General features: G+C 63.8%; 1 protein-coding gene and 1 pseudogene. One reads left to right on the top strand and one right to left on the bottom strand.

What is annotated here, in order from left to right; all coding sequences use genetic code 11:
- Positions 1 to 111: 111 nt before the first annotated feature.
- Entirely contained in the window at positions 112 to 14,061 is a 13,950-nt protein-coding gene (locus tag A5698_RS03805) for a nuclear transport factor 2 family protein (protein WP_068293530.1), read from the bottom strand.
- A 133-nt stretch (positions 14,062 to 14,194) separates the two neighbouring features.
- On the opposite strand from A5698_RS03805, the pseudogene A5698_RS28390 reads away from it, so the two are divergent.
- Positions 14,195 to 14,407 (top strand): annotated as a pseudogene (locus tag A5698_RS28390) (hypothetical protein); the annotation flags it as partial.

Raw genomic sequence — 14,407 nt, 5'->3', positions numbered from 1 at the left:
GCGCACCCCCGCCGAGGAACTTAACCGGCTACTCTCAGACCCGTCCACATTTGTTGCAACGACCGCTTGAATCCAAGCGGCGAATATCGCGCTGAGCGCACGTTCGGCGGATCAGGCCGACGCGTTGGGTTGTTCGAAGCGCTCTAGTGCGCGCTTGCGCTCCGCAGGTTCGAAGTTCTCGATGTGTGTCACGTGTCCCTCATCAAGACGCAGCACCGCGACGAGTGGTAGCTCAACCGTCAGGCCGTCGGATGACGTGCCCGCCACCACGATGTCGCATACGACGCCCGTAGACGTCTGCGAAAGAACTTCGGCGAGTTCGAAACGCATATCTGGGACGAGGTCCGCGAAAGCGCGGATCGATGACCAATAATCCGCGATCGTGTCGCGCCCGGTCGTCAGTTGGCGGTGGTTGATGAAGGTAGCGTCCGCGGAGTGGGCGGCGAGGACGGCCTCCCAGTCGCGGCGGTTCGCGGCCTCGAACAGGCCGAGGATGGTCTCGATAGCCTCCGGATACTCGACGTCCCCCGAAGCGATCCAGCGGATGTTCAGTTCTCTCATCGCGGCGCCGATGTCGTCACTGTCGAAAATGACGGACCGGCAGACCATTCCATCTTCAGTAACTTCGGTTATCGATAGATCTTCGACCGCGACGGGCTGGCCAGGAGCGTCGGTGTCGCGGAACCAGTCACGGCATAGCACCAAATGCCGTCCGCGGATGGCGATCGGTTCATATGTCCACTGCCAACTTCCAGGTGCTTCGGACAACATGGTGGGCACGAAGTCCTGTCGGAGTGATCCCGAGTCGCGCAGACCCTTTCGGCGGTCGTCGTATCGTCCGTCTTCCGCGATGTAGGAACAAAATGCGTCGAGGTCTCGAGAGGCGAATGCGTCTACCAGGTGAGCTCGTACGCGGGTCGCCGCGTTGGCGAGCCGATGTGCCGGCCGCTCGAGCTCGTCGAAGTTCGCTAGGGCGGCGTCGATTTCGGCCTCGTCGAAAACTTCACAGCGACTGATCGCGTCACCGTCGACGGTGAGCAGTACGACCTCACGCCATTCACCGTCGAAACCCTCGCGCGACGTCGCCGTGACCACCTGGGTGACGACTGCCCCGAGATCACCGAGTCGATGGACGACCTCGGCGTATGCGTGGATCCGCGGAACAACATCCCATGTGGCATTGACCAACGAGGTCTGTTCACCGGGTGCGAATGCGGTGCCTCCACGGCGGTGGTCGATATTGACCCAGTCCGGGGTGGTGCGGAACAGTTCTCTTCGGTTGAAGGCGGCGTAGCCATCGGCGATCGCCGACCAAGCGCGAGTGTGTGCGGCCGCTTCGCCAGCGAGGTAACGGGTTTCGAGTTCTTCGAAGGCGGCGTCAATGTCATCGCTGTCGAAGTTGACGAAGTCGCCCATCAAGCCGTCGTCGTTGATCTCGACGACCGTCAGGATATCCACGGTGATTGGTCGGCTCTCTTCGGCTGTGTCGCGATATATCTGACGGGCCAGCGCCAGCCGCGTGCCCCTTATGGCGACCGGCACGACCTCCGTCCGCCATGTCAGCGTTGACTCGAACAACGCGAGGGCAGCCGTTTTGCGTTCCGACGGACCATGCAGAGCCTGCAGACCTTTTCGGCGGTCATCGATACATCCGGTCGGTGATGTGAGGGTTAGGAACGCATCAACGTCATGGTGATTGAAAGCGTCAGCCAGACGCTCCCACATGCGAGTCGCCGTATTCGCCAGCCTCGGCCGCTCCTCGCTGAGTTCCTCGAATCGCGCGAGTGCGGTGTCGAGGTCGTCCTCATCGAAGATTTCGCAGCGCTTTATCGCGTCACCGTCGAATGTGAAGAGGTGAACATCCCGCCACTCCCCGGAGAATCCGTCCTGCGAGACCCCATGTGCTGAGGCCGTTACGAGCGCGCCAAGCTTGCCCAGTCGGTGCACGGCGGCAACAGAGATGGTGAGTTCCGGAGTTGTTTCCCATGCCGCGCGGGTCAGAGCGAACAGGTCACCGGGTGGGGATGCGATTCCTTGGCGGTGGTCAAGGATTTCCCAGTCTGCTGTCAACGAAGACAGTTGGTGCCGGGAATACGCATCGTAGAGCCGTAGGAGAAGCGACCAGGTATGCGAATACGGGGCGGCTTCCCCAGCAAGATAACGTGATTCGAGCTCTTGTGTGGCGCTTGCAGTGTCGGCCGGATCGAACGCCACAATCAGATCAATCAATCCGTCGGTGCTTAGTTCCGTTACCACCAGGAGTTCGTTCGTCACTGGCCGCTCGGGCAGGGTGCCGTCGATCCAGCACGTACGGATGAGAGCGAGGCGCGTGCCCCTGGCCGCGATGGGTTCGACCTCCATTACCGAACCGCGCGGTGCCAGCTCGAACAGCAGGACGACATGCGCTCGCTGGTCCGGACCGGCGATCAGAGCCTGCAAGCCTTTCCGGCGATCGTCCACTTGACGCTCAGCGCTGACAAGATTGAGGTAGCCGTCCAAGTCTCGTCGATTGAACGCATCCGCAACAGATGCCCATACACGCGTCACCGCATTTTCAATTCGCGGCGCTCGGCTGAGTTCGTCTAAGCGCGCGAACGCGGCGTCGAGATTGTCCGCGTCGAACATCTCGAAGCGGTCGGTGCGGTCGCCGTCGACCGTAACAAGCACCAGCTCGCGGTAGTCAAAGGGAAATCCCTTATCCGAGTGTCCCTGGACCGTGTGGTCGATGACCGCTCCGAGCTTTGTGAGCCGGTGCACGGTAGTGATTCGGAACCTGATGTCGGGAGCTATTTCCCATGCCGCGCGCAGATTCGCAACCAGATCCGCCGCCTCAATGGTGGCGACCAAGCGATGATCTACCCAGGCGGGCGTTGTGCCGGGTACCTCGCGGCGGTTGACCATGGCGTAGGACTCTGCAATCGCTGACCATGTCCGCGCATACGGGGCGGCTTCCCCGGCGAGGAAACGTCGGTCGAGCTCTGCATAGGCGGCGTCTGCGTCCTCGGGATCGAAGAATATCGTGTGCAGGTCTGCTTCACTGTCGGCGACTTCGGTCAGCACGACCAACTCGATTGTGATTGGCCGTGTCGGATCGTCGTTGTCTCGGAAAGTTTCTCGAGTCAGCGCTAGGCGACCACCCCTGACAGCGATCGGTTCGATGCTTATCTTCCAGCTGGCCGGTGTTTCGGAAAGAACCGCGAGCGCGTACTTCGCATCGGTGATTCCCGCGTCACGCAACCCTCGACGACGGTCCTCATAGCGGCCGACGGCACCCGCAGCGAAGGTTTCCGTGTCTCGGAGGTTGTATGCATCGGCGACTCTGGCTCGCAGCCGAACCGCCGCGTTATCGAGTCGCAGCGGTGGTCCAACGAGTTCATCGAGTCTCGCAAAGGCGAAGTCGAGGTCGTCCTCGTCGAACAGCTCACACCGTTGCACTGATTCTCCCGCGAAAGTGAGCAGTTGAAGAAATCGCCACTCGGCCTGAAATCCATCGTGTGAAGTAGCGCCGACCACCGATGTCACGAGCACCGCGGCGTCGCTGAGACGATGCACAACTTCGATGTGAGCATTCAAGTCGGGCGTCACATCCCACACGTCCGGATGCGATGCGGCCGCTGAGGTGGTGGACGCGAACGGTGTACCTTTCCGATGGTCAGCGAAGGCCCAATTCCTGTCGAAATGCTCATGGCGGTTGAGGGCGGCATAGCCCTGTGTCACGACCGTCCACGTGCGTGCGTGCGCGGCTGCCTCCCCGGCGGCGTACTTGGCATCGAGCTCCGCGAACGCCACGTCAATGTCGTCGACGTCGAAAACGGTATTTGACACCAGCCGGTTCGCGGCGTCTGTCTCGATGACCATAGAAGCTTGCGCAACGATCTCGCCGCGCGGCATCTCATCTGCCGCGAAACGACTCAGGACCAACGCAAGGTGTTCACCACGAGTCGCGATGACGGTGAACCCGGCGTTCTTGAATCCGACCTCACCAACCGACTGCATGTTCTCTATGTGTGTGGCGCGGCCTCGCCGAACGCCGGCGTTCACCACCTGGCGCCGGTCGTATGAGGTGAAGTCATCCGTCATCACCAATCGCGTCGCGTCCCAGTCGCGATCCTCAAAGCACGCCCAAGCGCGGGATAACGCGCGGGTGGCGTCGTTCGCCGGTCGGTTCGCGGAGTCGCTCAACTCATCGAATTTCGCGATGGCGGTGTCCAAGTCGGCCTCTTCGAACAAGTCGCAGCGATTCGTGCCGTCGGGGCCATTCATCATCAGAAGGGCGATCATTCGCCACTCGGCGTAGAAACCGTCCGGCGAATTGCCATACGCCGTATGTGTGATGACGGCACCGCGATCGCTCAATCGATGGACGCACTCGACGTACATCTTGTTGTTCGGTGTGACATCCCACGCCGAGCGGATGTACGCGGTGAGGTCCTCGCCGGCGAAGGTCTCCCGAACTCGGTGGTCGACCGTCATCCAGTTCGTCACGGAAGGGATGTCGCACCGGTTGTATGAGGCGTAGGGATCCGCGACGCCCGACCAAACCTCGGCATACCTGGCGGCCTCCCCTGCGAGGTACCGAGCGTCGAGTTCCGCGAAGGCGGCATCGATGTCATCGCGGTCGAACATCACGCAGGCCTCGATCCGGCCCTCGGGTTCTGTTTCGATGACCGCGAGAATCTCGGTATGGAAGGCCTCCGGTCGCTGGTCTCGACCCGAAGTTCGGAAACGGCTCAACGCGAGGTGTTGACCGCGGACGGCGATGACGGTTGACGCCAGGTTCCGCGTACCGACTTCGGCAACCGCCTGCCAATCGGCGACGTTGAGTTGCGGTCCACGACGCCTCCCTACGCCGACGAGCGGTCTATTGTCGTCGGTTCGAACACTTTCGGCGAGTGTGTCTGCCATACCGCCCCAGTCCCGGGTGCCGAAGCATTCACAGAATCGATCCGCGGCCCGGGTCGCAGTATTGGTCGATGTTGGCGTCGATCTGTTCAGCTCTTCGAATCGAGCAACCGCGGCGTCCAGGTCGGTCTCGTCGAACAACTCGACTCGGCTCAGCAGATCACCATCGAAGGTCGCAAGCGTGATGACTCGCCATTCGGCGAGGAAGCCTTCCTGTGAAGTATCGGTTGCCACTCGAGTGACGACGGCGCCGAAGTCGTTGAGTCTGTGCACGGTTTCGATGTAATTGGTGATGTCCGGGGACAATTCCCATGAGGTGCGCACATACGGAAACAGCTGCCCCGGCGCGATGGAAGTCCCGCTTCGGTGATCGATGTTGACCCAGTCGGGTGTTGTCGGGGGCAGTTCGTGCCGGTTGAACGCGGCGTATGCCTTTGCCAGAACTGTCCAGGTGCGGCCGTGTGGCGCTGCTTCCCCCGCTCCAAAGCGCGAATCGAGTTCGGCGAACGCGGCATCCAAGTCGTCGCCGTCGAACACCACGGTCGATGTCATGGCTTGCTGTCCTGCGTCCAGTTCGACGAGGTTGAGCACGTCGGTGTGGAATCGTTCGCTTCGGATACGGGCCAGGACGAGGCGCTCGCCGCGGGTCGCGATGAGGGTCGAGGTGATGTCGCCGGTGCCCACCTCGGCGACTGCCCGCATGTTGGCTACGAAAGCGTCACGGCCGCGACGCATCCCGTCGTTGATGATGCGTCTGCGGTCCTCGGCATAGATATCGAGCGCCAGTAACTCCCCTATCGCCGTCCAGTCGCGCTCGTCGAAGCGCTTCCAAAGCCGTTCGACCGTCTGATAGGCGGCGTTCACAGACCGGGGCGCGGGACGAGTCAGTTCGTCAAAACGTGCGAGCGCTGTCTCGAGATCCGCCTCATCGAACAACTCATTACGGTTGACCAGCCCGTGGTCGACGGTCGAAAGGCTGACGCCCCGCCACTCAGCCTGAAAGCCCTGCGCCGAGGTCCCTTTGGCGACGTACGACACGACCGCCCCGTGCTCGTCCAGGCGGTATACCGCCTCGACATGAGCTCTGAGGTCGGCCGTGCTGCTATGGGCGGCGCGGGTGTACGAACCTAGCTCGCCCGGCGCAAATGCGACCGCATGCCGGTGATCGAGAGTTATGCAGTCTGGTGTGACTGCAGGGAGCTCACCACGGCTGACAGCGGCGAACGTCTCCGATATCACCGACCACGTCCGCGCATACGCGGCTGCCTCGCCGGCGAGATAACGAGCGTCGAGTTCGTGGAAGGCGGCGTCGACGTCCTCCTCGTCGAAACAAACCGTGACAGCGATCCGATCGTCCGCGTCGATCTCAACGATGCCGAGCATCTGCGCACCGACTTCACCGGGCGGTGTGTTGCTGTTGGTCGTCCGGACACGGCTGAGCACGAGACGCTCGCCGCGAGTCGCCAAGACCGTCGACGCCACGTGTTGACCGCCGCCGACCTCGGCCGCGGCCCGGCTATCCGCCAAGTGGACATTGCGACCGTGGCGGACACCGGCATTCACGACCCGACGGCGATCATCGGCGATCACGTCGTCGGCCAATGTCTCCGCCATTGCAGCCCAGTCGCGTGCCCCGAAAGTTGCGCAATAACGCTCAGTTATCTCGCTTGCAGTGTTCGTAAGAACGGCCGGTTGGTTCAGTTCATCGAACCGGGCGAGCGCGGCGCCGATATCGGCTTCATCGAAAAGTTCCGACCGGTTAATCGAGTCGCCGTCGACGGTCGACAATCCGATCTCTCGCCACTCTGCGGTGACCCCCTCGCGAGACGTCCCCTTGATGACGCGGGTGACCACCGCACCTATGCCTGTGAGCCGATGCACGGCCTCGACATATATCTGGATGTCACTTTCGAGCACGTCCCATGTTGCCTCCAAGAACGGCACCAGTTCGTTCGGCGCGAATGACGTCACCCGCCGGTGGTCGACGTTGACCCAGTCCGGTGTCGTCGACGGCAACTCATGACGCAACACGGCGGCGTAAGCATCCGCGATGACCGACCATGCTTGTGCGTGAGCGGCCGCTTCGCCTGAGAGGTAACGGCGCTCGAGCTCAGCGAAGGCAGCGTCGATGTCATTGACATCGAACACAACCACCGCTGAAAACCGTCCGTCGTCGTCAACCTCTACGACCTGGAGGAGGTCGGATTGACTCGCTCCCGGATCGGGGCCCGCGGCGTGGAGATGCAGCAGGACGAGCCGCCCGCCTCGCGTTGCCATCGTGCTCATCGAGAGCTTCGCCCACAATCCCACGTCGACGACCGCGCGGACATCTTCAATCGCATGGTCACGGCCATGCCGTATCCCCGAACTGATGATCCGACGGCGATCATCCAAAAAGTAGTTCTCGGCGAACGACTCCTGCATGGCTTTCCAGTCGTCCGCCTGGAAATGCGCCAAGAATTGCTCAGCCGCTCTGCTAGCGGCGTTCTCGAGTTGCGTTTGCGGTCGGTTGAGACTCTCGAACCGCGCGATCGCCGCGGGAAGGTTTTCTTCATCGAAGAGCTCACATCCACTGGCCGAAGAACGGTCGAACGTCATCAGGTTGACTATCCGCCACTCAGCCGGGAATCCTTCAGCTGTTGTTCCATGAGAGACCTGCGTGAAGAGCGCTGCGTGATCGCCCAACCGATGCACTGCCTCGATGTGGCTCTGGAGATCCGGCGTGACATCCCAAATTGCAGCGACCACTGACCGGAGATCCGTGTAGTTGAGCGGCGTTCCTCGGCGGTGATCCATGGCCTGCCAATTTGGCGTCGACGCGGGCACTTCATGACGAGCCAGGCTCGCAAACACGCCCCCAACCATCGACCACGTCCGCGCATGACTGGCGGTCTCCCCCGCCATGTAACGAGCTTCGAGTTCCTCAAATGCAGCGTCGAAGTCGTCGGGATCCAGGCACACGTAACCCACGAGGCGGCCCTCGTTGTCGATCTCGACGACATCGAGGACGTCCGCGTGAAAGTCGTCGGCGCCTGAGAATCGCGTGCGGCTAAGGGCGAGCCGCTGGCCGCGAACGGCAATGACAGCCGACGACACCCTTGTGACCCCGATGTCAGCCATCGCTTGCAAGTTAGCGATCTCATCATCTCGACCACGTAGCAAGGGCGAGCTGACAACCTGTCGTCGGTCTTCGATGAGGCTTTCATCTGTCAGCAGCACCTTGAGAGCGTCCCAGTCACGCTGCACGAAGAATGTGCGAAATCGTTCTGCCGCCTGGCTAGCGGCGTTCTCCAGTCGTGGGTTCGATTGATTCAGCCCATCAAACTCTGCCAAGGCGACATCCAGAGCGGCTTCGTCGAAAATCTCGCAGCGACTGAGCAACTCACCCTTGACCGTCAGGAGGTCGATCTCCCGCCACTCCGCGTAAAACCCCTCGCGTGAAGTGCCGGTGACCGCCCTGGTCACGACGGCCCCAAGCTCAGAGATCCTGTGCAACGCTTCGGCGTAGATTCTGACATCGGGCGTCTCGTCCTGATTCACGCGGATGTAAGCGCCGAGCCGGCCGGCCGCGATCGGTGCGAACCGTCTGCGGTCGACGTTCACCCACCCGGGGGTGGTGGGGGCGAGTTGGTTATGGTTGAGGCCGGCATAGCCTTTCGCGATCACGGTCCACGTCCGTGCACATGGGGCGGCCTCCCCCGCGACGTACCGAGCTTCCAACTCGGCCATCCCAGCTTCGAAATCGTCGATATCGAAGGTCACGCCTGCGCTGATGCGACCGTCGGTGCCGATCTCGACAAGGCTCAGATCTTCGGCGTAGTAACCGTCGGGTTTCGCGTCGCTACCCGAGTACCGGGTACGCAACAACGCCAGTCGATCGCCGCGTGTCGCCAGGACAACCGAGCCGATCGTTCTAGCGCCCAACCCCGCGCCCGCCCGCATGCTTGCGAGGGCCGCCCCTCGACCCCGGCGGACTTGGGTGTTCACCACCTGGCGACGATCATCGACGATTATGTCCTCGGCGATCAGGTCGCCAGCAGCGTCCCAATCGTGGTTCGCGATGCACTCTTGCATCCGCTGGTGCGCACGACTCGCGGCATTCGCCAGTCGGGTTGCCGGAGAACTGAGTTGGTCGAACCGCGTCAGTGCCGCCCCGACATCGGTTTCGTCGAAGAGCTCGTACCGCTGCAGCTTGCCGCCATCGAGCAGCAAGATATTGATCACTCGCCACTCGGCTTCGAACCCCTCTTGGGCGACTCCGTGAGAGCGATTGGTGATGACGGCGCCGCGATCGCTGACCCGGTGCACCACCTCGATGTACGTTCTCAGATCCGGCGTGAACTCTCGTTGGGTGAGGGCAGCGGGTGTGAGATCCCCTGGTGCATACCGCGTGAGCCGGCGGTGGTCGGTGCTGGGACAGTTCACCGCACTGAAGTCGTTGCGGTTGAAAGCGGCAGTGAGCTCGGTGATCGTCGTCCAGGTTTGGGCGAACGGCTCCGCCTCGCCGGCTGCGTACCGCGAGTCGAGTTCCGCTATTGCAGCGGCAAGGTCATCAGCCTCGAACACGACTATCGCGAGAATGCGTTCGTGGGCGTCGAGTTCGACGACACGTAGCATTTCGGTGCGAAATCCGTCGGGCCGAGTGTCCTGCCCAAGAAACAGTGCGCGAAGGAGCGCAAGACGTTCTCCCCGAACAGCAAGTACCTGTGTAGTGACACTCTCGGTGCCCAAGTCGCCGATCGTCTGCGATTCGGCGAGCAACTTCGCGCGCCCGCGAAATTCTGTGTGAAGCCCTCTGCGCCGGTCTTCGATCCGGACGTCTTCGGCTATCAAGGAACCAAACTGATCCCACTGCTTGCGCGCGCATACTGCATTGAAGCGACCATCGGCTCGACTAGCGGCATTCTGGAGTGGCGTCCGTTCGTCACCAGTCCCAGTGCGGGCATGTATGGCATCCAACTCCGCGAGGGCAGCGTCCATATCGTCGGCGTCGAACCACACTTGCAGCGACACCCGGTCAGAGTCGTCGATTCCGTAGATCTGCAGGAACTCGTCCTGTGGCGCACCGGGACTCAGGTCTGTGCTGCCCACGAACAATCGAGAGAGCGCCAAGCGTTCGCCTCGAACCGCGATGACCGATTGAGTGACCCGAACGTTGCCGCTCGCCTCGAAGATGCGCCTGCTGTGGTGCACCCAGTCGCCGCCCGGCAAATCGCCCAGGGTGAAGCCAACAATTCGTCGTCGACTCTCGACCGCAGTGCCCGGGACGAAGAGGCTCTCAAACTCGTCCCACGCCTTCCGCTGAATTGCGCTGACTACCCGCTTTCCCACTTCAACGCACGCATTGGTCAATTCGGCAGCAGGTCGCTCGACTTCGTTCGGCCTGGGCGCATCGTGGGAGCCCAGAATTTTCCGAGCTCTCTCGGTGAGCGCTGCAGCGCCTTTGCGGTCATACAATGCGACCGCCTGCTCGGCCGCAGCGCGCATGCCCGCGTTGTTGCCAGCGATACGCATCACCGTCGCCAACGCCAGGCAGGCATCGCCGTGGTCGACCAGAGCGTCGGTCGCTGCTGCCCGGCTGACCGCCTCTTTCGCGACCTCCTCGGCCCGATCGTGATCCCCTGCTCGTGCGAGCAGCTGAGCCCTGACCGACCGCCAAGCAATCGACGCCTTCGACCCGTGACCAGCGAGACGCTCGCTCACCGAGCATAATTCGTTTGCCTCGGGGTCACGCTCCAACGCCAAGCAGGCCCGCGCCAACAACGCCGCCGTATCCGCGGTGTCGGTGTCGAGGCCCATACGACGGAAACCCTCGTAGGCCCGCCGCAGATACGGTTCGGCGGCCGCCGCATCATCGGAGACCAACTCGATGATGCCTGCGAACTGATCCACCTCCAGTAACGCGTGGCGCAAGCCGAGTTCGGTCAACGTCCGTCTGGCCGACTCGATCAACCGCCGCCCCTCGGCGGCCCGGCCCCGGAACGCATCCAGCACAGCCTGGCACCGCGTCGACGTCGCCTCCACCAGCGGTGACCCCGTCGTGATGCGCAGCAGCCGCACCACATCCAGGCACCGCCCGCCCGCCCGCGGAACGGGATTGGGCCCCCACAGCGCCGCAAGCGGCGCTCCCGCGAGCACCGCGTTCACCCGGCTGTGCTCATGCGCCCGCCGCGCCGCCGTCAACGCCTGGTCCAAAGCCGTTTCACAGTCACCGATCCGGCCGAGCCGTGCCAGGCATCCCGCGCGGACGGTGTGCGCCTTGGCCTCCCCCGCCGCGTCCTCGAGCGCGGCCAGTTGCTCGGCGGCCACACTGACCGCCGTTTCGATCTCGTCGAGTCTCTCGGGATCGGTGAGCATCGACAGCTCACCGTCGAAGCACACACCCCAGGCGCCGAGCCGTCCCGAATCGACAGCGACCTGCCGTAATTGGGCCACCGCATGCTTCGCCGATGTGACATCACCCGCAGCCAGCAAGGCCTCGCAGTGGGCGATCAACAACTCGGCTTGCAGCTCGTCGCGGTCCGGAAGCTCCTCGTCCAACTCCTCGAGCGCATGAAGTGCCCGGTCATACAACTCGGCCGCGCCCTCGTAGGCCACCCGCGACATCGCTTGATCGGCCGCGCGCCGGCAGTATTCGACCGCCTTGGCCGCGTTTCCGGCCCACGCACATTCGAAGTAGTGGTAAGCCAACTCGGCCAATAGTTCATCGTCTGAACCCGGCTCGGCTTCGAGCGTTCCCGCGATGCGCTGATGCAACCGCATGCGCCGCACGGACGGAAGCTCGGCGAGCAACGACTGCCGCACCAGGGCATGATTGAACCGGTAACGGCCGCCGGGCTCTTCGATGACGATGCCCGCCTTGCCGGCCTCATCGAACGCGTCGACGAGGTCCTCGCCTACCACCTGCTCGACGAGCGTCACCGCGAACCGGCTCCCGACCACCGCTGCCGCCGCGAGCGCCTTATTCGTCTCGGCGCTCAATCGGGAGAGCCTGCGACTCACCGCTTCTCGAACACCCTGGGGCAGGGTGCTCGGGTCCCAACGGCCGCCGCTTTCCTCCACGTGCCGCAACGCCTCGATGAGGAAGAACGGGTTGCCGCCCGTCACCGTCGCCAGCGCCCGCCCCAATTCCTCGTCGTCGTAACCGGCTTCGGCGACATAGGCGGTGACGTCACCCTCGTCGAGTCCGGACAGTTGCAGCCGAGCGGCGGTGCCGTCGCGATGAAGGTCGGCCAGCATCGCCGCCAGCGGGTGAGAGCGGTCCAGATCGGTGCTGCGGTAGGTACCGACGATCTGCACGCGGGCTTCTTCACCGAAGCGCAGCAGGTGCCGCAGAAGCAACAGCGTCGGCTTGGCCGCCCAGTGAAGGTCGTCGAGGATCAGCACGACGGGCGCCGTTGCGTATGCGGTACCCAACAGGGCGACCACGGCGTCGAACAGCGCGTAACGCTCGGTGTCCGGATCCGCGCGCGGAGGAGCGGCCACATCAGGCAACTTGTCCGCCAGCCCCGGAATCAGCGGTAACAGCGCCTCGATGCCCCTTACGTCGCGCAGGCGGTTCGAGTCGACACAGGACACGAACGCACGTAGCGCCTCGGCGAAGGGCTGATACGGCGCGCCGAGGTCCTCGTCGCACCGGCCGTACAGGACGACGGCGCCCTGGTCGTAGGCGTTGCGTGACCACTCCCCGGCCAGGCGCGTCTTGCCCACGCCCGGTTCACCCGCGATGAGCACAGCACGTGTGCCGGCGGCCAAGGTCGACTGCCACGCCGCCACGAGTCGCTCCAGCTCGCGACCGCGGCCGACGAACGGCCCCGGGCCGACGAGAACCGCCGGCAGCGCGGGCCGCTCCATCGGAGCCTCGGCGGTGGGCGGAGCGGAAACGGACACGCTCTCCAACCGGAGCTCGAACACATGCTCCGGGCGAGGGAGGTTGCGTAGCCGGCGCGTACCGAGGTCGGCGAGCACGACGTCGTCCGGAAGTGAGTCGATGACGAGTTCGGCGGTCGCACCGGAGCAGAGGATCTGGCCCCCGGCGGCCAGGGACCGCAGCCGGGCGGCGCGGTTGACCGCTCTGCCGAAGTAGTCCCCGTCGCGCAACTCGACCTCCCCGGTGTGCAGCGCCACGCGGATCCGCATCGGGTCCGCCAGCTGCCACGCCTCATGACCGATTGCTTCCTGCAATTCGATAGCCGCCGCTGCGGCCGCCGATGGGCGGTCGAACACCGAGAACGTCGCATCCCCTTCACCGCGCGTCTTGATGAGCCGTCCGCCGCGCGACGTGACGACCTGCTCGACGATCTCGTCGTGGCGGGCCAGCGCCACTGCCATCGCGTCGGCGTCGGCCTCCCACGCCGCGGTGGATCCCTCGATATCGGTGAGCAGGAAGGTGACCGCTCGCGTGACCGTCGAAAGCTGCTGTGACTGAGGCATTTCCAACGAGGCATCTTGCGCGACGATCGCCGCCTCCAGTCGCCGCAGCTCCGGTCCTGGGTCGACTCCCAACTCCTCGGCAAGCAGCGACCGCGCCCTCTTGTATGCGCCCAACGCCTCGCCCTGTCGACCGGCCCGGTAGAGCGCGAGCATCAGATGACCCCAACGGCGTTCTCGCAAGGGCGCTTCCGCGATCGCCGACTCGAGCTCCCCCACGATCTCCGCGGCCCGACCCGTCGCAAGAAGCGCGTCGGCCCGGTCTTCCACCAGGGCGGCGTGACCTTCGAGCCACCGAGTCTTCTCCGACGAACCGCGCGCGCTGTCAGGAAGTTCGGGCAGGCCGCGCCACAACGCGAGCGCTTGATCGAACAAGGCCACCGCGCGAGTCGGGTCACCGGCCGTGAGGGCCTTACGTCCGAGCTTCGCCGCCGTCTTGTAGTGGACGGCGTCGATCTCGGTGGTGCTCAGCGTCCACCCCGTGCCCTCGGTCAGCACGAATCCGTCACCCAGCGCGCGGCGCAGCGACGAGATGTGGGTCTGCAAGGCCTTGGTCGCAGTCCGCGGCGGTTCGTCCCCCCACAGCAACGCGACGAGGGCGTCGGCGGATACGACCGAACCGCCGTGTAGTCCGAGCATCGTGAGAATGGCCCGGGGCTTGGCACCGGGAATGGCGACCGGCAGCCCGTACTGCCGGACCTGGAGAGGTCCCAGAACCCCCAGTTCCACCTCTTGGAGCGTAATCACATTGCGATCGTCTGAGGGCCGATTCAACATGCGGTCAAGAACCGGTAAAGGACCCGCTGACCTGGATCTTTGCGCTGTCAATGAAACCGGGGAGATGGTGTGGCAGGCTCGGCTCGTGGACCTGCCCAGACCGGATCCCGCGCTGCCCCACCTCGCCGACGTCGTGCCGTCGGTCCTGGCGGCGATGGGCGCGGACGGCTTCCACAACGCCCTCGGACTCCCCGACGACCTGGCCGGGGCCTGCGTGCTGCTGGTCGACGGAAAACCCACGGTCAGGGCCCGACCGCGCAACGAGGCCATCGCGGGCGCATCGGCGGCGTTGCGGTCG

The sequence above is a fragment of the Mycobacterium sp. E136 genome (assembly GCF_001666865.1).
Taxonomy (GTDB): Bacteria; Actinomycetota; Actinomycetes; order Mycobacteriales; family Mycobacteriaceae; genus Mycobacterium.
This window is presented reverse-complemented; position numbering and strand designations above follow the sequence as displayed.